This is a genomic window from Pseudomonas sp. GW821-FHT03E01, from assembly GCF_059420765.1.
Genome location: NZ_JBWKUI010000012.1, coordinates 97,263 through 118,607, shown reverse-complemented (window position 1 = coordinate 118,607; position 21,345 = coordinate 97,263). Strand labels below are relative to the sequence as shown.

Below are 21,345 nucleotides of genomic sequence, written 5' to 3'. Positions count from 1 at the left end.
AAACCCTCTTATTGTTCTGTCAGGGGGCGCACGCGCACGCCCTGTTCGAGCTGCGCCAGTTGCGCGGCGTCGCCGATGCCAAAACCGATCTGGGTGACGGCCATGGCTGCAATCGCAGTGGCGGTGCGCAAGGTCTGTTCAGGCGTATCGGCACTGAGCAAGCCGTGCAACATGCCCGCCAGCAACGAATCCCCCGCACCGACGGTACTGACCACGCTGACCTTGGGCGGTGTGGCATGCATCGCCGAGCCGACGCTGAACCAGTTCACCCCGTCGGCACCGTGGGAAATCACCACGTGCTCGATGCCATGAGCGTGCAAACGGCTCGCGGCCTCGGCTTGGGCGCCCACGGAAACCACTTCGCAATCCAGTGCTTCAGCCAGCTCTTCAGTGTTGGGCTTGATCAGCCACGGGCCAGCCGACAGGCCGGCGCGCAAGGCTTCACCGCTGGAGTCGAGCGCAACGTTCAAGCCGCGTTTTTTCAAGCGCAGGATCAACTCCCGCAACCATTGAGCACTCACGCCACGGGGCAAACTGCCGGCCACCACGACGGCGTCATGCCCTGGTGCAATCTGGTCGAGCCGATCGAGCAAAGCCTGCTGCGCCGCTTCACTGACCCGCGGCCCCGGGCCGTTGATATCGGTGATGCGCCCATCGTTTTCCGCCAGTTTGATATTGCTGCGGGTCTCGCCGGGGACGCGGATAAACGCGTCGGTGAAGCCGCGTTTGGCGAACAGGGTTTCGAACGCCTGAAGGTTATCTTCCCCGAGAAACCCGCTGACAGTCAGCTGATGCCCGAGGTCGGCCAGCACCTGCGCCACGTTCACCCCTTTGCCGGCGGCGTGGGTGTGCATTTCGTCGCTGCGATTGACCTGACCGGGCACAAGCATCGGCAATTGAACGGTAAGGTCCAGCGCCGGGTTGAGGGTCAGGGTTAAGATCTTGGCCATTACAGCGCCTCCACTAATGCGCGGACTTCGTTCGCGCTGCCCACGGCCAGGGCCTGTTGGGCAAGGGTTTGAGTCTGGGTCAGGCTGAGTTCGCGAATGCGCGCCTTGACCTCGGCAATGCTGCGGCCCGACACGCTCAACTCATCCACACCCAGGCCCACCAGCACCGGCACCGCCAGCGGATCGGCCGCCAGTTCACCGCACACGCCGACCCACTTGCCATGAGCATGAGCCGCACGCACGGTGATGTCGATCAGTTGCAGCACCGCCGGGTGCAAGCCGTCAGCCTGGGCCGACAAAGTCGGGTGACCACGGTCGATGGCCAGGGTGTACTGGGTCAGGTCGTTGGTGCCAACGCTGAAGAAGTCCACTTCCTTGGCCAATACCGGCGCCAGCAAGGCGGCCGACGGCACTTCGATCATGATCCCCAGTTGCAGATCGGCGACCGGGATTTCCAGACGCAGACGTTCGGTCATGTCCCGAGCCTGGCGCCACTCATCGACGCTGCCGACCATCGGGAACATGATCCGCAAGGGACGGTTATCCGCCGCACGCAGCAAGGCGCGCAATTGCGCTTCCATGACCTGCGGACGTTGCAGGGTCAGGCGAATGCCACGCACACCGAGGAACGGGTTCTCTTCTTTGGCGATCGGCCAGTACGGCAGCGGTTTGTCGCCACCGACGTCGAGGGTGCGCACCACCAGCGGTCGCCCGGCCAGGCCATCGAGTACACGACGGTATTCGACTTCCTGGGTGGCCTCGTCCGGTGCTTGTGAATGAGCCATGAAAATCAGTTCGGTGCGCAACAGGCCAATGCCTTCGGCGCCCTGCTCCACCGCGCTGGTGACGCCAGCGCTTTCACCGATATTGGCGAACACTTCCACGGGGTGGCCGTCGGTGGTCAGCGCCGGTTGATGGCGTTGTTCGGCGGCGGCTTTGAGGCGCAGTTCGCGGGTGTCGCGCTCTTCGGTGGCGCGCTGCAAGGTCGCGGCATCGGCGTCCACGTGCAGGCGGCCGCGTTGGCCATCGATCAACAGCGGCGTGCCCGGTTTCAGCAGCAACACGGCGGCGCCGGCGCCCACCAGTGCCGGAATACCCAGGGCCCGGGCGACAATCGCACTGTGGGCCGTGGCACCACCGCGAGCGGTGAGAATGCCGGCGACGCGCGTCGGATCAAGACGCGCCACATCCGACGGGCCGACTTCGTCCATCACCAGAATGTACGGTTGCGCAGGCTCCGCAGGCGTTTCGACGCCACACAAATGCGCCAGCACCCGACGGCCAATGTCGCGCAAGTCGGCGGCACGTTCGGCGAGCAACGCGTCCTGCAGCGCTTCCTGTTGTTTGGCGGCGGCTTCGATCACCGTCATCCACGCCGCTTCGGCGCTTTCACCTTGCTTGAGGCGGGTTTCGACTTCGTCGGTCAATTCCGGATCGTCGAGCATTTCCTGATGGGTGATGAAAATCTCGCGAATCGCTTTGGCCTTGCTGCGCTCGATCAGGCCTTCGATGTCACGACGCACATCGGCCAGCGCTTGCTTGAGACGCTCGCGCTCGATGGCCGCGGACTCACCGCGCAGCGGGTAATCGATGACTTGCAGCACTTGAATATGCGCCGGGCCGATGGCGATCCCCGGTGCCGCGGCAATCGCCTGAATCAGGCTGCCGGACGCTGGCGCGAGCAGTGTTTCGGCGACCTCCACCTCCACGAGCACTTCGCGCTGCTGGCTTACCACGGGCAGCGGCTCGACTTCTTCACCGAGGCCTTCTTCGATGGCCGCCAGCAAGGCCGGCAAGGCGTCGGCGGCGATGACCGGTTCGGCGATGAGTTCCAGCACCTGACCGCGACGGGCGCCAAGGCTGAGCAGTTTGCTCAAACTCTTCACCGACACCGCGCTGTCGTGACCATCGACGATGCGTATACGGATCTCGCCTTCAAAACTTTTCGCCAGTTGCGCGAGGATCTTCGCCGGGCGCGCATGCAAACCGTGGGCGTTGGCCAGGGCAATGCGTGCGCTCGGCCAGTCCGCCGGCACTTCACCGCCAAGGACCTCCAGCACCGCGCGGCTACTGGTGGCACGGCCCAATTCATGGCCGCGACCTTCAATCAGCAACGCGCAAAGACGTTCGAGCAGCGCCTGATGGGCTTCACCGAGGCTGGCCAGGCAGAACAGCCCGCTCAGCGGCTGACCGAGGTAGCGGATGGGTTTGTCCGGGGTAACGAACGCCAGGCCGGGACGCTTCACCGTTTGTTCGCTGTGCAGCCACCACAGGCCATCGCCCAGCGGCAGCGCTTCGACCTGCTGCAAGACGCCGGCAAAACCGTTGCTCACGCAATCGGCCTGACGCAGCAAACGGGCACCGCGCCAAACCAGCTCTTCGAAGTCATCGGCGGACACACCGAGGCCGATCATCTGTGCGTCCAGTGCCAGCTCTTGTGGCGCGCCTTGCAGCAATTTCAACAAGGCTTCGGCGGAACTGGCGCGACGCAGGGCCTGGCCCAGGTCGGTTTCACCGAGGGCACGGGTCAGCAGTTGCAGCAGGCGCAGGTGTTCATCGGATTTGGCGGCGATACCGATGGCCAGATAAACGATCTGGCCATTGCCCCAGTCCACTCCGTCAGGAAACTGCATCAGCCGCACGCCAGTGGCGAATACCTGATCGCGGGTTTCGGGAGTGCCATGGGGGATGGCAATACCTTGGCCGAGAAAGGTCGAGCCCTGGGCTTCCCGGGCCTGCAAGCCTGCGAGGTAACCGTCGGCCACCAGGCCATCGGTCACGAGTCGGTCAGCGAGCAATTGCAAGGCGGTGGCTTTATCCACAGCCGACTGGCCCATGGATATCTGCTCTATGGTGAGCTCGAGCATGCTTTCTCCTTTTTGGCGCCGTGTGACGCCAGGTATTGTTTTGATTGATTCAGCTTAGGCGTTTTGAGAACACCTTTTCAGACGCAGTTTTGGCGGTTTCGCGGCAGAACCGGCCAAAGCGACCTATAACGTAGAAAATACGCCTGCTGAAACGTTTAATCTAGAATCTTAGGCACGTTACTCGATAATGTCTCATCCTTGAAGTCCAATTATCGGATGTGCTGCGACAATGGTCGCCTGCCTCAATCGGGTAGGATTGGCGAAAATGTCGGGGCACGCTCTAAAAACAAGGAATACCGGGTTGAAACTCAGTGATATTGCACAATTGGCCGGTGTCTCCGTGACCACCGCCAGTTACGTCATCAATGGCAAGGCCGAACAGCAACGCATCAGCAGCGCCACTGTCGAGCGCGTGCGGGCAGTGGTCGAACAACATGGCTTCACGCCCAACCCGCAGGCCGCCGGGCTGCGCAGTCGGCACACCCGCACCCTGGGCTTCATTCTGCCGGACCTGGAAAACCCCAGTTACGCGCGAATCGCCAAACTGCTGGAACAAGGCGCCCGGGCGCGCGGCTATCAGCTGCTGATCGCCAGCTCCGACGATGCGCCGGACAGCGAACGGCAATTGCTGCAACTGTTCCGCGCCCGCCGCTGCGATGCGCTGATCGTCGCCAGTTGCCTGCCGGCCGGTGACGACAGTTATCGCCAGTTACAGGCCAAAGGCATTCCGATCATCGCCATCGACCGGGTGATGGAGCCCGAGCATTTCTGCTCGGTGATCAGCGATGATCGCGAAGCCAGCCTGCACCTGACCCGCAGCCTGCTGACCCCGCTGCCAAAACAGATCGCGCTGCTCGGTGCACGCCCCGAATTGAGTATCAGCCAGGAGCGGGCAGCGGGCTTCAAGGAAGCGCTGAACGGTTTCAAAGGCGAGGCGCTGATCGAGCACGGCGAGTCGTTCAGCCGTGAGTGCGGCAAACAACTGATGGAAGAATTGATCCAACGCCTGGGCCATTTGCCGGATGCGCTGGTGACCACCTCCTACGTGCTGCTTCAGGGCGTGTTCGATGCCTTGCACGATTTCCCGCTGAAAAGCCGCCCGCTGCGCCTGGGCACCTTTGGTGATACGCAGTTGCTGGACTTCCTGCCGCTGCCGGTCAACGCCATGGCCCAGCAGCATCAACTGATCGCCGACAAAGCCCTGGAACTGGCAGTGACCGCCATCGAACAGGCCGATTACCAGCCCGGCGTGCAGGCCATCGCGCGGACGTTCAAGCAGCGTATTCTTCAGGACTGAACCGTGGAACTGATCGACACCCACACTCACCTGGACTTTCCGGACTTCGACCCGGATCGTCAGGCGCTGCTGGCCGAGAGCCGCGCCCTCGGCGTGCGGCGGATGGTGGTGCTGGGGGTGTATCAGGCCAATTGGCAGCGGGTCTGGGAGCTGGTGCAAAGCGATCCCGATCTGCACGCGGCGTTTGGTTTGCACCCGGTGTATCTGGATGACCATCGCCCTGAAGATTTGACCGAACTCGGTGACTGGCTGACGCGGTTAGCGGGCCATCGCCAGCTATGCGCGGTGGGCGAGATCGGTCTGGATTACTTCATCGAAACTCTGGATCGTGAACGTCAGCAAACGCTGTTCGACGCCCAACTGCAACTGGCGGCGGACTTCAATCTTCCAGCATTGATTCATGTGCGACGCAGCCACGCAGCGGTGATCGCCACACTCAAACGGTTTCGCTTGAAACGGGCGGGGATCATTCATGCCTTCGCCGGCAGCCAGGAAGAGGCTCGCGAATACATCAAGCTCGGTTTCAAACTCGGCCTCGGCGGCGCCGCGACCTGGCCACAAGCCTTGCGCATGCACCGGGTGATTGCCGGTTTGCCCCTTGAATCGGTGGTACTGGAAACCGACTCACCGGACATGGCCCCCGCCATGTTCCCCGGCCAACGCAACAGCCCGGCCCATTTGCCGGCGATCTGCGAGGCACTGGCCACCCTCATGACGATCAGCCCCGAACAACTGGCCGCTGCCAGCACGGCCAACGCCTGTGAGCTGTTCAACTGGTAATCCGTTGATTCCCACATTTGATCTGCTTCGTGGCATCAAACCCGGAACGCACTGATCAACTGCTTGAGCTCCACCACCTGCGCCGACAGCGCTCGGCTCGCATTCTCGGTCTGGTGCGCGCCTTCGGCGGTACGTTCGCCGGCGCGGTTGATCTCGACGATGTTCTGGTCGATGTCGTGGGCCACAGCGGTCTGCTGCTCTACCGCAGCGGCAATCTGCTGGTTCTGGTCGACGATCATGCCGACGGCGCCGAGGATGTTTTCCAGCGCCTGCTGGACCTTTTCCGACTGCCCGACCGTGCCGCTAGCCATCTGATGGCTGGTGCCCATTGCCTTGACCGCCGCACCGACACCGCTGTGCAACTTGGCGATCATCTGCTCGATTTCTTCGGTCGATTGCTGGGTGCGCTTGGCCAGGGTCCGCACCTCATCCGCCACCACCGCAAAACCCCGGCCCTGCTCGCCCGCGCGGGCGGCTTCGATGGCGGCGTTGAGGGCCAGCAGGTTGGTCTGTTCGGCAATGCTTTTGATCACCTCCAGCACACGACTGATGGACTGACTGTCGCTGGCCAGTTGATTGATCACCCGCACCGACTGATCGATTTCGCTGGCCAGTGCAGCGATGCTGCCCTGCTGGGACTCCACCAATCCGCGACCGCTGATGGTCTCGTCATTGACGCTGTGGGCACTGCTGACGGCCGCAGAGGCACTGCGCGCCACCTCCTGGGAAGTGGCCGACATCTGGTTCATCGCGGTGGCGACCTGTTCGATCTGCGTACGCTGCCCCGCTACCGCCTGGTTGCTCTGGGCGGACACGCTTTCGACCTGCCCGGCCTGGCGCTCGACCTCGCTGACGGTCTGCCCCACTCGCTCGATCAGGTCATGGATTTTCTTCACGGTACCGGTGAACACCTCACCCAACTCGCCCAGCTCGTCGCGGCTGTTGGCGCTGAAGGTCACGGTCATGTCACCAGCCGCCACCTTGTCCATCACCGCGCCCAGACGCTTGAGGGTGGTGCGAGTCGAAGCGTAGAACCCGCCATAGAGGTAAAAAATCAACACAAACACCAGCGCCAGCGCCACCGCCTGCAACACCATGTGGGTACGGTGCTGCTCCAGCCGCTGCTGCAACTGGGTGCCGAGAAACTTCAGGGTGGCTTCGTTGAGTTGATAGGTCTGGTCCATCAGGCCCGTGACCTGATCGAAAAAGGCCTGCCACGGCGCATCGAGGGTGTCGGCCATCACCACCTGTTCTTCGAACAGTTCACTGGCCTTTTTCAGGGAGGCCTTGCTGCTTTCTGCCTGAGCCGCCAGGGTTTCGTGCGCGGCTTTACTGGAGCCCAGAGCGTCCTTCAACTTCAGGCCGTATTCGGCCTGAAGTTTCTCGATCTGCGCCAGCAACTCATCAAATCGGGTACTCGAGGCCGAATTGAGAAAACCCTGCCCCAGCGAGTAGGACCCCATCGCTCGGCCCTCGCCGAGTGTCTGGGTGACGGCCGGCGTGACGTTGGTAATGAGTTCACTCAGCTGACGCATGTCGCTCTGGCTGTCGCGGCTCAGGCCGGCCTGACTGGCGATGATCTGGCTGAAAATCTGCGCGCTGCCGAGCAACTTGCCGATCAGCGCACTTTTGCTTTGCAGGGAGTTTTCCGCTTGCTGGACCTTGAACGCGGCGATCATTTCATCGCGTTTACCATCGAAAAACGTGATTTGCTCCGGGTCAGTGGTCATCGCCGCCAGCCCCTGCAAACGGCTCAGGACGCTTTGCTCCAGGGCACTTATCGTCGATTCGACATGATTGGCCTTGCCGGACTGGCCCAGAGTGACGTTGATCTGTACCAGGTTGTTCAGGGTCTCCAGGTCCCGACGCAGGCTCAGGCCGCTGCCCAACAGGTCGAGGCTCTGCAACTCGATCCGGGTGCCCTGGAATTCGCGATAGGAGTCGCGCACCAGATAGAAGTTGGTCACCAGCATCGGTACGAGGAACAGCACGCTGATCAGGCTGAACTTCATGCCGAAGCTCAGGCGGTTCATCAGCGCGACGGCGGGATAGAGCAAGCTCTTCACTGTGAAGTCTCCCTTTGATTTCTTATTTTTATTGGCAGGCGCGCAGAGACAGCAGATAGCCACTATTGGCGCTGCCTCTGTATAGCCTAAATCGGAGGGAGGTTTTGTAACTTAAGGTTAACGGCGGGGTGCCTTTTCTTCGGACAGAAGATGCCCTTTCAGGCAAATGATATCCCTGTGGTGAGGGGGCTTGCCCCCGTTCGGCTGCGAAGCAGTCGTAAATCCAGACAACACGATTGTCTGGACTGACGCTGGGGACGCTTCGCGACCCAACGGGGGCAAGCCCCCTCGCCACAAAAGCGTTCGCCGTAGATTGGAGTCAGGACAAAACAGTCCACAACGCAAAACCGGCATACCAAAGCACTGCCGCGCGCAGCAGCAGTTCCCAGATCCGGTCCAGGCTGTTGATGCCGTCCGGGCCGACCACCGGCGCCGGAATTTCACCGGCAACCAGTCCGACCTTCTCGATCAGTTGGGCGGCGCTGATGTTCCAGTTCAGCAGCTCATGCAGCATCACCCGGCTGACCGCGACAAAGTTGCCGACCAGCGCGAAGCTCGCCGCCAGCAACCGCACCGGCACCCAATCGAACGCGTGGCGCAGTTGTGTCGCGCGCTCGACCACGGCCGGGTTCTGCCCATGCTCTTCGGCCAGCGCCAGCAGCCGATAGCTCAGGGCCGCAACCGGGCCCAGCAGGAAGTACCAGAAGATCACCGCGAAAAAGCTCTGATAGGCCTCCCACAACAGATGCCCCTGCACCCGTTCCAGCAGTTGCTCGCCACTGTCGGCGCAGATATCCAGGTCGCGTTTGGCCACATGGGCGGCAGCCTGCAGGTCTTCCCGGCGCCAGGCATCGCGAAACGGCCCCAGGCCGGCCAGCAGATCGCCACGCCCCAGACTGTAAATCACCACCAACAGGTGCACGGGCAACGCCAGCAAGCCATAGGCCACCGGGTCCAGCACCACCAACAGCAACCCCAGCAGCGCCACCGGCAACAACACCAGCACCACCAGTATCAGCCACGGACGGTTGGTCATGCGTGGGCTCACTTCAAGCTTGTTCAGCTCACGCACCCAACCCGCATCACGTTGAACCCGATGGCGCAGGGCCGAGAATTTCTCGATCCAGACCGCTAACAGCAGCACCAGAAAACTCATTGTTGCTCCTCTTCTTCCTGAGCGGCTTTTGCCAGGTCCGCACGATAGCGCGCCCAGTCAAACGCCGGTCCCGGATCAGTCTTGCGCCCGGGTGCAATGTCGCTATGCCCACAGATACGTTGCGCGGTGATGCCCGTGAAGGCGCTTTGCAGCTGTCGGGTCAGAGTCGTCAACGCCTGATACTGCGCATCGGTAAACGGTAGATCATCCGTGCCTTCAAGCTCGATGCCCACGGAAAAATCGTTACAGGTTTCCCGTCCCTCAAAACACGAAACGCCGGCGTGCCAGGCGCGCTCAAGACAAGAGACAAACTGAGTGACGGTGCCGTCACGTTCAATCAGAAAGTGCGCAGACACCCGCAGGTCGGCGATCCCTGCAAAGTAGGGATGTTCCGTGACATCCAGACGATTCTGGAAAAATTCCTGCACCTTGCCGGTCAGAAACTGCGCGGGCGGCAGACTGATGTTGTGGATCACCAGCAGGGAAATCTCGCCCTCGGGGCGCGCATTGAAGTTGGGCGAAGGGCATAAACGCACACCCTGACACCAACCACTCGCGGGGTCCAACTGCATACAGGTTCCTTCAACGACGACTGTGTTGGCGCCCAGTATGCCGCGATAGACCCTCGGCGCGCGATCACTTGCCGCGATTGAGACGCCGCAGGTTGCCCAGCACCGATTCCAGCGCCCGATCGAACAGCAAGGTGTCGTCCAGCGTGCGCACCGCGCCACGCCGAAACTCCAGGGCCAGGCCGGTACGGTTGCGCTCCAGCACTTTCATTCCGGTACGGTCGACAAAGATGTACTTGCCGGTGGATTCAATGATTGCCGTCAATTTACAACGCAGGGTGTTTTCCTCGTCTTCCTGAAACTCGACCCAGCCCCCCGGGCGCAGTTGATCGACTTGCAGTAGCGCGGCATCATCCTCCGGCAAACGCACCGAGGCCGTTTCGACCGGGCCTTCGTCAGCAGTGCGAAGCACGATTTCCTCCTGCACTTCGACCATTATCGGCCCCTCGACAGGCGTGCTGTTCTGGCTCGGACGTTCAAACAGTTGAACGTGCAGGGCTTCCAGCTCGCTGAAAAACTCGCTGGTAGCAAACGGGTCGAATGCCGAGCTGTTCAGCCCATCGCGCAATGACTTGAGCAACCCTGGCACCAGCGCCAACAAGCGCAGGCTCGCATCGGGTTCGTCATGACGCTGCACGCTCCAGATCAACTGCTCCATGGTCTGCACATCGGCGTGCCATTCGGCGGACTGATCACCGTGCTTGAGGCCGGTCAGCAACAGCACTTTGCTCCAGGCCTCCTGAACAAACACCACCACGCTGTGCGGCAAAACCTTGCCCACCAACACCTGATTCAACGCCTGCTCGACGCGCTGACGGGCCAGTTCGGTCCTGGCGCGGCCTTCTTCGGCGTCTCGGGTGCGCTGCTCCAGCAATTCACTGCGACGACGCTCGTCATGGGTGAAGGCGAGGAAATCCGCCAGCAGTTCGGAAAAGATCGCCGGGTCATCGACAAAGTCGTTCAACAAGCGCTGCACCACCTGCTCAATGCGCAGGTACAGACTGTCGCGCTGATGGTCATCGCACTCGCCCCAGCCCATGGCCGCCGCGGCGATTTCGTTGAGCAAGCGCCGGGCGGGATGGCTGCTGCGGCTGAAAAAACTCTTGTCGAGCACTGCGACTTTCAGCATCGGAATCTGCAAGCGGCCAATCAGCGCCTTGAGGGAGTCCGGCAGGTTGCGGTCATCGAGAATGCATTCGAAGAGCATGGCGATCAGGTTGATCACGTCTTCATCAGCCACCCCGACCACCCGCGACCTGCCACTTTTGACGCTGACCCGGGTCAGCAGCAGTTCGAGCTGGTTACGCAGGTCGAAGTCGTCCTGAACCGCCAGCGCCGGCACATATTGCTGCAAGTGCGAGAGCAGTCGCAGCAGGTCGCGGGTGGAAATGGGCTGGGTCTGGGCACTGACCTCCAGGGTCGGCGCAACGCTGCCGCGCACATGGAGCAGCAACTCCTGCAAGGCGGCGAAAACTTCCTGCACCCCCTCGTCAATCTGTGGATTGCTGCTGCGACTCCCTGCCTCGACAGGGTCGGCGTGAGCACTGGCAGCCGCTCGATCAGTGGCACGCCGCGCCGGGGCGGGCTTGAGGTCCGGCAGCACACCGGTGGCGATCAGCAATTGATTGGCTTCGGCGTAGAGCTGATCGGCGTTGCTGAGCACATAGCGCTCAAACAGCTTGAGGATGATCAGCTTGACCTTGATCTCCATCCCCAGGTTGCGACCCGCCTGCAGGAAATACTCGCAGAGCAGCGTCGGCCCCAGAGGGTTGTGCTGTTCGACCAGTTTCTTGCCCAACAGGGTGCTCAGTCGGGCGGTGAGTTGGTCGAGGGCGAAGCCATCGCGGTTCAGCACTTTGCCGACCATGATCTCCACCGCCACATTACGCTCCATGTCGTCATGGGATAGCGACGCCGAGGTATCGAAAGCCAATGCCCGGGGCAAGGCAGCCTGTGAGGTGTCGCACTGCGTGAGTCTGAGGAAAGCCTCGAGGAACTGCTCGAGAAAACCGCGCTCGATACTTTTGCGCTTGAGGCGCAAATCGCGCATGGCTTCGAAGAAAATGTTTTGCTCGACATCGTTTCGGGCCCGGTCGGCCATTTCGAACAAGGTGTCGTCGGCGTTATCGAACAGCTCCTGCAAACCCTGCTTGAGCTGTTGGGCAGCTTTGTCGCGAACCTGAAGCAGAATCACGGGCAGGCGGGCGAGCAGCGAATGAGTCGCCTGATCGGTAGTCGCCTTGTGCAAAGGCACTACATTCCCGTCGTTGTGCATCCAAGCCTCCTGAAACGGTGATTCTTCGGTTCGGTAAGAAAGATCGAGCACGCCGGCCACACAGCCGGCGTTCAGCGGAGAACATTGCACACCCGCTGTCATTCAATAATCGGGAATCCAAAGGTACGTCAAAGCTATGACGTCAAATGCAAGGCAGAATTATCTGCAAAAGACCTCTCTTGTGCCAGCAGACTCTGCGCTCCCAAAGAAACAGACGTTTATGAAAGACCCTTGCTTAGAGTCAATTGCTCACGCGAATCGACCAAATGCAGGTTCGTGAACGACGGGATGGTTGTTGATGCCTTGGGTTGCCTCGCGCCATGGCCCTATAATCGGGCCACTTTGTTTGTGGAGCCCGTTATGCCGAATCTACGTCTCGCCGATTTGACCGCCGAAATCGAAGCCAACGTGCGCCGTGCGTTGCTCGAGGACATCGGCAGCGGCGACATCACCGCGCAACTGATCCCGGCCGAACGTCTGGCCAAAGCCACCATCATCACCCGCGACGCGGCCGTCATCAGCGGCACTGCATGGGTCGATGCCGTGTTTCGGCAGCTGGATCCGCGGGTCGCCGTGCACTGGCAGGTGAGCGATGGCGAGCGGGTGAAACCCAATCAGGCGCTGTTCCACCTCGAAGGCCCGGCACGCTCGCTGCTCACCGGCGAACGCAGCGCGCTGAACTTCCTGCAGCTGCTTTCGGGCGTGGCCACGCGCGCGCAGTACCTGGCGGATTTCGTCGCCCAGACCCAAGTGAAGTTGCTCGATACCCGCAAAACCCTGCCGGGGCTGCGTCTGGCCCAGAAATACGCCGTGACCTGCGGCGGTTGCTACAACCACCGCATCGGCCTGTATGACGCCTTCCTGATCAAGGAAAACCATATCGCCGCCTGCGGTGGCATCCCTGAGGCTATTGCTGCCGCGCACAAGATCGCTCCGGGCAAACCGGTGGAGATCGAAGTGGAGAACCTGACGGAGCTCAAAGAAGCCCTGGCGGCGGGGGCCGACATCATCATGCTCGATGAACTGAGCCTGGATGACATGCGTGAAGCCGTGCGCCTGAATGCCGGCAAGGCAAAACTGGAGGCCAGTGGCGGCATCAACGAAAGTACGTTGCTGCCGATTGCGCAAACCGGGGTGGATTACATTTCGATTGGTGCGATGACCAAGGATGTGAAGGCGGTGGATCTGTCGATGCGACTGAGCCTCTGAGTTCTTCGCATAAAGAAAAACGCCAGCCCCGATGAGGCTGGCGTTTTTGTATCAGACCACCAGATTGTTCATCTCGCAGTACTCTTCCCACTCGACACCCAATACCTCGGCCGCTTCCTTGTGCAGCGCCAGGCGCGCAGCCTCGAACTCTTCCGGGGTTGAGGTGTACTTGAGCGTCAGCTCCCACGGCTGCAAGCCCTGGGCTTCTGCCTCATCCTCGAACGCCCACTGGATCTGGTCCTTCTGATCGTCGGCAGGCAAGTCCTTGATCTCTTCCAGTAACTGGGGTGCATCCAGTACGTACTTTTTCAGGGCTTCTTCGTGTCTGGCTTCTTGGGTCAATTCTTTAACGGTCATGGCGTTCTCGCTGATCTGGGGAATGGAAGATGGATCTGGATCATCAAGGATCTCTCTGACGCAAAAAAACCGTTTGAAGCCCGGTTTGTCTGGCCTTCAGAACCATTCGGGATCATCTGAAAACTGCTGGGCGATGCTCATGCAGGCAACGAATATAGGACGTTTTGCCGACGATTTACACGGCTCTTTACATCTATCCCGCAAAAAGCTGTGTGCAAGAGATGCTGGAGACCTCGGGGAACATAAATTCAAATCCCAAGTCATAGCGATGTGCCATATCGGCACTTCACAAGGAACCCCAGTGATGCGCAGTTTTTCGAAGCTTTCGTCTACCCGTCTTGCCGCTGCTACCCTGCTGCTCGGCAGCCTGACATTGGCCAGCGCAGCTCAAGCGGCTGTCGAAGTCGCCTCTGACCCTTCGCTGTACTCCGACAAAATCTCCGCCCTGCACAATTCATACGGCAAGGACACTCTCGTCAGAACCAGTGTCAGCATCGATGATCTGGAAAACCTGCAAAAAACCGTGAAGGCCAATGCCAGCGATCTCGAAAGCCAGAAGCGCACCATCAGCGAACAGGCCCGTCAGATCGAAGAACTCAAACGCAACAGTGGTTCCAGCACCAGCTCCAGCAGCAAGGAGATTGATGATCTCAAGCGCACGGTCAATGAACAGGAACGCGACGTGAACACTCTCACCAAACAAGTGGAAGAGCTCAAGCGCAACAGCGGTTCCAGCTCCAGCTCCAACAACAGCGAGATCTCCAGTCTTAAACGGGAAATCAGCGATCAGGATCGCGCGATGGATCAGCTCAAGCGCACCGTCGAGGAGCTGAGCAGAAAGGTGAAGTAAGCGGGGAAAATGGTGCCCGAGACAGGAATCGAACCTGCGACCTTCGCGTTACGAGTGCGCTGCTCTACCGGCTGAGCTACACGGGCTGTGGGCTAAACCTAGCACCGGTCTCGAGGTCCGGCAACTTGTGGCGAGGGAGCAAGCTCCCTCGCCACACCAAATTCCACGCTCAGCTTTTTCCTGCACACAGCAAAACGCCCCGAACCAGTCGGGGCGTTTTGCTGTTCAACGGTCAGGCGCGGGGGTAATTAAACGCCCGAAGCCTTGGCCGCTGCTACGTCTTTGATGGACAGCTTGATACGGCCGCGGTTGTCCACGTCCAGTACCAGAACTTCCACTTCCTGGCCTTCTTTCAGGATGTCGGTCACTTTCTCAACGCGAGCGTCGCTCAGCATCGAGATGTGAACCAGACCGTCCTTGCCCGGCAGGATGTTGACGAATGCGCCGAAGTCGACGATGCGCTCAACCTTACCGACGTAGATCTTGCCGATTTCAGCTTCAGCGGTGATGCCCAGAACGCGCTGGCGTGCAGCTTCAGCCGCTTCCTTGGTTTCGCCGAAGATCTTGATCGAGCCGTCATCTTCGATGTCGATCGAAGCCTTGGTCTCTTCACAGATCGCACGAATGGTCGCGCCGCCTTTACCGATGACATCACGGATTTTGTCGGTGTCGATTTTCATCGCGATCATGGTCGGAGCGTTTTCCGACAGTTCGGTACGCGACTGGCCAATGATCTGGTTCATCTGACCGAGGATATTCAGGCGCGCTTCCAGGGCTTGGCCCAGAGCGATTTCCATGATTTCTTCGGTGATGCCCTTGATCTTGATGTCCATCTGCAGCGCGGTAACACCTTTGGCGGTACCGGCTACTTTGAAGTCCATGTCGCCCAGGTGGTCTTCGTCACCCAGGATGTCAGTCAGGACGGCGAATTTCTCGCCTTCTTTAACCAGACCCATGGCGATACCGGCAACCGGTGCCTTCATCGGTACACCAGCGTCCATCAGAGCCAGGGAAGCGCCGCAGACCGAAGCCATGGAGCTCGAACCGTTGGACTCGGTGATTTCCGACACGACACGGATGGTGTACGGGAACACGTCGGCAGCAGGCAGCATGGCCTGAACCGAACGACGAGCCAGACGGCCGTGACCGATTTCACGACGACCAGCGCCACCCATGCGACCACACTCGCCCACCGAGAACGGAGGGAAGTTGTAGTGCAGCATGAACGGGTCTTTTTTCTCGCCTTCCAGGGTGTCCAGCAGCTGTGCGTCACGGGCGGTGCCCAGTGTCGCGACGACCAGAGCCTGGGTTTCGCCACGGGTGAACAGTGCCGAACCGTGGGTCTTCGGCAGAACACCCACTTCGATGTTCAGCGGACGTACGGTGCGGGTGTCGCGGCCGTCGATACGTGGCTTGCCGTTAACGATGTTTTCGCGAACGGTGCGGTATTCGATTTCGCCGAAAGCAGCTTTGACGTCAGCAGCGGAAGGCTGGCCTTCTTCACCGGACAGCTTGGCAACCACTTGGTCTTTCAGTTCGCCCAGGCGAGCGTAACGGTCGGCCTTGATGGTGATGGTGTAAGCCTGGGAGATCGCTTCGCCGAACTCGGCACGGATAGCACCCAGCAGAGCAGTAGCTTCTGGCTGAGGAGCCCAGGCCCAGGTCGGCTTGGCAGCTTCAGCGGCCAGTTCTTTAACGGCGTTGATCACCACCTGGAACTCGTCGTGAGCAAACAGTACCGCGCCCAGCATCTGGTCTTCGGTCAGCTCTTTGGCTTCCGATTCAACCATCAACACGGCTTCCGAAGTACCGGCAACGACCATGTCCAGGCTCGAAGCTTTCAGTTGTTCGTAAGTCGGGTTCAGCAGGTAACCGGTGCTTTCGTGGAATGCAACGCGGGCAGCGCCGATCGGGCCATCGAAAGGAATGCCGGAGATAGCCAGCGCAGCCGAGGTACCGATCATCGCTGCGATGTCCGGATCGGTCTTCTTGCTGGTGGAAACGACGGTGCAGACAACCTGCACTTCGTTCATGAAACCTTCAGGGAACAGCGGACGGATCGGACGGTCGATCAGTCGGGAAGTCAGGGTTTCTTTCTCGGAAGGACGGCCTTCACGCTTGAAGAAACCGCCAGGGATCTTACCGGCGGCGTAAGTCTTTTCCTGGTAGTGAACAGACAGAGGGAAGAAGCCCTTGCCTGGATCAGCTTGTTTGGCACCGACTACGGTCACCAATACGCTGACGTCGTCGTCAACGGTGACCAATACTGCGCCGGAGGCCTGACGGGCGATACGGCCAGTCTCGAGGGTAACGGTCGACTGACCGAACTGGAATTTTTTGATTACCGGGTTCACGGTGTCCTACCTTCTTTGTGGCTCTTGGGGGAACTGGTTTCTTGCGAAATTCTTGGGCAACGCCGGGAATCGGCCCGACTGTCATTGTCCAGGGTAAAACTATTGTCCAGATAAAACTTGAGGCTGGGAGCCTGCCATGTACCTGCGGGAAACCCGCTGGCACACAGCAAACAACCAACCTCTAGCGCAATCGCTTATTAGCGACGCAGACCCAGGCGAGCGATCAGAGCGCTGTAACGGCTCACGTCCTTGCCTTTCAGGTAGTCCAGCAGCTTACGACGCTGGTTAACCATGCGGATCAGACCACGACGGGAGTGGTGATCTTTACCGTTGGCCTTGAAGTGACCTTGCAGTTTGTTGATGTTGGCGGTCAGCAGTGCAACTTGCACCTCTGGCGAACCAGTGTCACCAACAGCTTGCTGGTAGTCAGCTACGATTTGAGCTTTTTCTTGAACGTCGAGAGCCATGAGGCAATCCTTTTATCAGGAAACTGTTTCAGAAAAACAGTTTCAACAGGCCAGGGACAAATCCCTGTATCTAAAAATGAGTAGTGACCGTGCCTGTTAACAGCCACCCTCGTTCGGTCATTCTGACCGAATCAGTCGACGTGGCGCGATGCGCCCGTCTTCGCTCACTTCACCGATACCGATGAAGCGACCATTGTGATCCTGTACCCGTACCATGCCAAATTTCGGTGCATCCGGGGCACGTACCGGCTGGCCGTTGAGCCAGTAGAACGCGCTCGCTTCCGAGAACTGCAACAGTGGCCAATCCAGCAGGCCGCTGTCCGATGGCATCAGGAAGCGGTCGACCGCTTCGTTGCCGCCTTCGGCATGTACCGCTTCCAGCTCTTCCAGAGTGACGGTCTGTGCAAGCGTGAAAGGCCCGGCCTGGGTACGTCGCAATTCAGCCACGTAAGCGCCACAACCGAGTTGCTCACCGATATCCTCCACCAGGGTACGGATATAGGTGCCTTTGCTGCAATCCACCGCAAGCCGCGCAGTATCACCCTCAAAGGTCAGTAATTCCAAGCGCGCAATAGTAACAGAACGCGGTTCGCGCTCCACTACTTCACCTGCACGGGCCAGCTTGTACAGCGGCTGCCCATCGCGCTTGAGTGCCGAGTACATCGGCGGTATCTGACTGATTTGCCCACGAAATTTCGGCAACACAGCTTCGATATCGGCACGACCAACGGTCACCGGACGTTCCAGCAAAACCTCACCTTCGGCATCCGCCGTGGTGGTGGTCTTGCCCAGTTGCGCCAGGGTTTCATAACCTTTGTCGGAATCGAGCAGGTATTGCGAGAACTTGGTGGCCTCGCCGAAGCACAACGGCAACACGCCAGTGGCCAGCGGATCGAGACTGCCGGTGTGCCCGGCCTTCTCGGCATTGAGCAACCAGCGGACCTTCTGCAACGCCGCGTTGGAAGTGAACCCCAACGGCTTGTCGAGCAGGATGATACCGCTGACGTTACGACGGATACGTTTGACCTGAGCCACCGATTACTCCTTGGCGTCTTCGGGTTCAGCCGCAACCGGGTGCTGACTGTCTTCAGCCACCGCGCGTTCGATCAGGGCCGACAGGTGCGCACCACGCACGACACTTTCGTCGTAATGGAAGTGCAACTGTGGAACGCTGCGCAATTTCATCTCGCGAGCCAACTGCATGCGCAGGAAACCGGCGGCGGAGTTGAGCACCTTGATGCTTTGCGCGATGTCGTCGCGGCTGTCCTGCCCCATCACGGTGATGAAGATCTTGGCGTGACCGACGTCACGGCTGACTTCAACAGCGGTAATAGTGACCAGCCCGACGCGCGGGTCTTTGACTTCACGACGGATCAGCTGTGCCAGCTCACGCTGCATCTGATCGCCGATACGTTGGGTACGGCTATATTCTTTTGCCATGTCTTGTTACCTGTTACTGCCCCACGGTGAAACCCGAAGGGTCTGAAAGCGGCAAACGCCCGGCCTGACAAAAGCCAGACCGGGCGTTGCGTTTAGAGTCCGACTGATGCGCCGCGCAATTGCATGCGGCTGGCCATCACGGCTCTTGAAGTGCGCGAGTTAGAGGCTGCGAGCAACCTGAACCTTCTCGAAGACTTCGATCTTGTCACCGACTTTGACGTCGTTGTAGCTCTTCACGCCGATACCGCATTCCATGCCGGCACGTACTTCGGAAGCGTCATCCTTGAAGCGGCGCAGGGATTCCAGCTCGCCTTCGAAGATAACGATGTCTTCACGCAGTACACGGATTGGACGGTTACGGTGAACAACACCTTCGATAACCATGCAACCGGCGATCGCGCCAAACTTCGGCGAACGGAACACGTCACGCACTTCAGCGGTACCCAGGATGTTCTCGCGAACATCGCTGCCCAGCATACCGGTAAGGGCTTTCTTGACGTCTTCGATGATGTCGTAGATCACGTTGTAGTAACGCATATCCAGACCTTCCTGCTCGACGATCTTGCGAGCGCCGGCATCGGCACGCACGTTGAAGCCGAACAGTACAGCGTTGGAGGCCAGTGCCAGGTTGGCGTCGGATTCGGTGATACCACCGACACCGCCACCGACCACACGCACTTGCACTTCGTCGTTACCCAGGCCATTCAAGGCACCGTTCAACGCTTCCAGCGAACCACGGACGTCGGATTTGAGGACGATGTTGAGCGTCTTCTTCTCTTCCTGACCCATGTTCTCGAAGATGTTTTCAAGCTTGCCGGCGTGAGCACGGGCCAGTTTGACTTCGCGGAACTTGCCTTGACGGAACAGAGCCACTTCACGGGCTTTCTTCTCGTCAGCAACTACGCTCATCTCGTCGCCAGCGTCCGGAGTACCGTCCAGGCCGAGGATCTCGACAGGGATGGAAGGACCGGCTTCCTTGATTGGCTTGCCGTTCTCGTCGAGCATGGCGCGAACGCGGCCATAGTTCGAACCGACCAGCACCATGTCGCCCTGGCGCAGGGTACCGTCTTGAACCAGAACGGTTGCAACCGGGCCACGACCTTTGTCGAGACGCGATTCAACCACAACACCACGACCAGGGGCCGATGGGGTTGCTTTCAGTTCGAGAACTTCAGCTTGCAGCAGAACAGCTTCGAGCAACTCGTCCACGCCGGTACCGACTTTCGCCGAAACCGATACGAACGGGGTGTCGCCGCCCCACTCTTCCGAAGTCACGCCGTGAACCGACAATTCGCTACGGATGCGATCGAGATCGGCGCCCGGCTTGTCGATTTTGTTCACTGCAACAACCAGAGGTACGCCAGCCGCCTGAGCGTGCTGAACAGCTTCAACGGTCTGCGGCATTACGCCGTCGTCCGCTGCAACCACCAGGATCACGATGTCGGTCGCCTTGGCACCACGGGCACGCATGGCGGTAAACGCGGCGTGACCAGGGGTGTCGAGGAAGGTGACCATGCCGCGTTCGGTTTCAACGTGGTACGCACCGATGTGCTGGGTGATACCACCGGCTTCGCCAGCAGCTACCTTGGCACGACGGATGTAGTCGAGCAGCGAGGTCTTACCGTGGTCAACGTGACCCATTACGGTCACAACCGGTGCACGGGAGAACGTCTCACCTTCAAACTTCAGGGACTCGGCCAGGGAATCTTCCAGGGCGGTGTCGCTGACCAGGGTCACTTTGTGGCCCAGCTCCTCGGCAACCAGTTGGGCAGTTTCCTGATCCAGTACCTGGTTGATGGTCGCTGGGGTACCCAGTTTGAACATGAACTTGATGATTTCAGCAGCCTTGACCGACATCTGCTGGGCGAGATCGCCAACAGTGATGGTCTCGCCGATCTTCACTTCGCGCACAACAGGGCCGGTTGGGCTCTGGAAACCGTGGGCGTTGCGTTTCTTCAGCTTGGCCTTGCCGCGACCACCACGACGGAAGCCATCGCTTTCTTCGTCGGTAGTACGTGGGGCAACGCGTGGAGCAGGCGCTTTTTCCTTGACCGAAGCACGATGTGGAGCGTTTTTGCGCTCGCCATCACCACTGCCACGACGATTGCTATCGTCGGCACGTGGTTTGTCCGGACGACGCTGCTCGTCGCGCTTGCGAGTGTCGGCTGCCGGTGCAGGTGCAGCGGCCACGACCGGGGCGCTTTCACGCACAGGTTCGGCAACTGCAACAGGCGCTGCGACAGCTTCGACAGGAGCGGTTTGCGCAGCAGCAGGCTGGCGACGCGCTTCTTCTTCGGCGCGACGCTTGGCTTCTTCTTCAGCCTTCTGACGTGCAGCATTTTCTACTGCGCGACGTTCTTCCAGTTCGCGTTTGCGCTCGGCTTCGATTTCTTCCGGGCTGCGCTGCACGAAGACTTTCTTCTTGCGTACTTCAACGCTGATGCTTTTGCTGCCAGCAACACGCAGGGTGCTGGTGGTTTTACGCTGCAGCGTGATCTTGCGTGGTTCTTCCACTTTCGCCTTGTGGCTGCTTTTCAAGTGAGTCAGCAAAGATTGCTTCTCACTGTCAGTCACATGTTCTTCGGCGGCGGTGTGCGGCAGACCTGCCTCACGCATCTGCTGCAACAGGCGCTCTACCGGTGTTTTGACCTCATCGGCCAGTTGTTTCACCGTGACTTGCGTCATGCACTTCTCTCCTCAGGCCGCGC

16 protein-coding genes and 1 tRNA gene are annotated in these 21,345 nt (G+C 59.9%); 4 read left to right on the top strand and 13 right to left on the bottom strand.

The window, feature by feature from the left end:
- Positions 1-8: 8 nt before the first annotated feature.
- A complete protein-coding gene (gene pfkB, locus AC07VO_RS20650) occupies positions 9-950 on the bottom strand; it encodes a 1-phosphofructokinase (protein WP_086945993.1) in 942 nt (313 codons plus the stop codon).
- The gene (ptsP, locus tag AC07VO_RS20645; protein ID WP_019582441.1) at positions 950-3,817 is read right to left on the bottom strand and encodes a phosphoenolpyruvate--protein phosphotransferase; all 2,868 of its coding nucleotides are present in this window, start codon (positions 3,815-3,817) and stop codon (positions 950-952) included. The genes pfkB and ptsP overlap by 1 nt, the downstream gene beginning before the upstream one ends.
- A gap of 301 nt (positions 3,818-4,118) precedes the next feature.
- On the opposite strand from ptsP, the gene cra reads away from it, so the two are divergent.
- Both cra and AC07VO_RS20635 read left to right on the top strand, forming a co-directional pair.
- Positions 4,119-5,114, top strand: coding sequence for a catabolite repressor/activator (gene cra, locus AC07VO_RS20640; protein WP_018929498.1), 996 nt, complete (start codon positions 4,119-4,121; stop codon positions 5,112-5,114).
- A 3-nt stretch (positions 5,115-5,117) separates the two neighbouring features.
- Positions 5,118-5,894, top strand: coding sequence for a TatD family hydrolase (locus tag AC07VO_RS20635; protein WP_019651087.1), 777 nt, complete (start codon positions 5,118-5,120; stop codon positions 5,892-5,894).
- A 35-nt stretch (positions 5,895-5,929) separates the two neighbouring features.
- On the opposite strand, the gene AC07VO_RS20630 is transcribed toward AC07VO_RS20635, so the two are convergent.
- From AC07VO_RS20630 to AC07VO_RS20615, 4 genes are all read right to left on the bottom strand, one after another.
- Positions 5,930-6,634: a methyl-accepting chemotaxis protein gene (locus AC07VO_RS20630; protein WP_370741150.1), complete on the bottom strand. Its 705-nt coding sequence runs from the start codon at positions 6,632-6,634 to the stop codon at positions 5,930-5,932.
- 1,645 nt (positions 6,635-8,279) lie between these two features.
- Complete coding sequence (gene ampE / locus AC07VO_RS20625) at positions 8,280-9,116, bottom strand: regulatory signaling modulator protein AmpE (RefSeq protein ID WP_086945991.1); 837 nt, start codon at positions 9,114-9,116, stop codon at positions 8,280-8,282.
- Positions 9,113-9,688, bottom strand: coding sequence for a 1,6-anhydro-N-acetylmuramyl-L-alanine amidase AmpD (gene ampD, locus AC07VO_RS20620; protein WP_018929494.1), 576 nt, complete (start codon positions 9,686-9,688; stop codon positions 9,113-9,115). The genes ampE and ampD overlap by 4 nt, the downstream gene beginning before the upstream one ends.
- Positions 9,689-9,752: 64 nt before the next feature.
- Positions 9,753-11,960, bottom strand: a complete 2,208-nt coding sequence (locus tag AC07VO_RS20615; protein ID WP_086945990.1) for a DUF1631 domain-containing protein — start codon at positions 11,958-11,960, stop codon at positions 9,753-9,755.
- A 360-nt stretch (positions 11,961-12,320) separates the two neighbouring features.
- Here AC07VO_RS20615 and nadC point away from each other — a divergent pair, with 360 nt between their 5' ends.
- The gene (nadC, locus tag AC07VO_RS20610) at positions 12,321-13,169 is read left to right on the top strand and encodes a carboxylating nicotinate-nucleotide diphosphorylase (RefSeq protein WP_019582448.1); all 849 of its coding nucleotides are present in this window, start codon (positions 12,321-12,323) and stop codon (positions 13,167-13,169) included.
- 51 nt (positions 13,170-13,220) lie between these two features.
- Here the strand turns inward: nadC and AC07VO_RS20605 are convergent, their stop codons facing one another.
- Entirely contained in the window at positions 13,221-13,526 is a 306-nt protein-coding gene (locus AC07VO_RS20605; RefSeq protein ID WP_018929491.1) for a DUF6388 family protein, read from the bottom strand.
- A gap of 304 nt (positions 13,527-13,830) precedes the next feature.
- Between AC07VO_RS20605 and AC07VO_RS20600 the strand changes: the two genes are divergently transcribed.
- Entirely contained in the window at positions 13,831-14,376 is a 546-nt protein-coding gene (locus AC07VO_RS20600; protein ID WP_086945989.1) for a hypothetical protein, read from the top strand.
- Positions 14,377-14,386: 10 nt separating this feature from the next.
- Here AC07VO_RS20600 and AC07VO_RS20595 read toward each other — a convergent pair.
- The 6 genes from AC07VO_RS20595 to infB form a co-directional block, all read right to left on the bottom strand.
- Positions 14,387-14,462 (bottom strand) — tRNA-Thr (locus AC07VO_RS20595).
- Positions 14,463-14,624: 162 nt separating this feature from the next.
- Entirely contained in the window at positions 14,625-16,730 is a 2,106-nt protein-coding gene (pnp, locus tag AC07VO_RS20590) for a polyribonucleotide nucleotidyltransferase (RefSeq protein WP_018929489.1), read from the bottom strand.
- A 197-nt stretch (positions 16,731-16,927) separates the two neighbouring features.
- Positions 16,928-17,197, bottom strand: a complete 270-nt coding sequence (gene rpsO, locus AC07VO_RS20585) for a 30S ribosomal protein S15 (RefSeq protein ID WP_011332409.1) — start codon at positions 17,195-17,197, stop codon at positions 16,928-16,930.
- A 117-nt stretch (positions 17,198-17,314) separates the two neighbouring features.
- On the bottom strand, positions 17,315-18,232 hold the full coding sequence (gene truB, locus AC07VO_RS20580) for a tRNA pseudouridine(55) synthase TruB (protein ID WP_086945988.1): 918 nt from the start codon (positions 18,230-18,232) through the stop codon (positions 17,315-17,317).
- Positions 18,233-18,235: 3 nt separating this feature from the next.
- A complete protein-coding gene (rbfA, locus tag AC07VO_RS20575) occupies positions 18,236-18,637 on the bottom strand; it encodes a 30S ribosome-binding factor RbfA (RefSeq protein ID WP_028939914.1) in 402 nt (133 codons plus the stop codon).
- Positions 18,638-18,796: 159 nt separating this feature from the next.
- Positions 18,797-21,322, bottom strand: a complete 2,526-nt coding sequence (gene infB / locus AC07VO_RS20570; RefSeq protein ID WP_086945987.1) for a translation initiation factor IF-2 — start codon at positions 21,320-21,322, stop codon at positions 18,797-18,799.
- Positions 21,323-21,345: the final 23 nt, after the last annotated feature.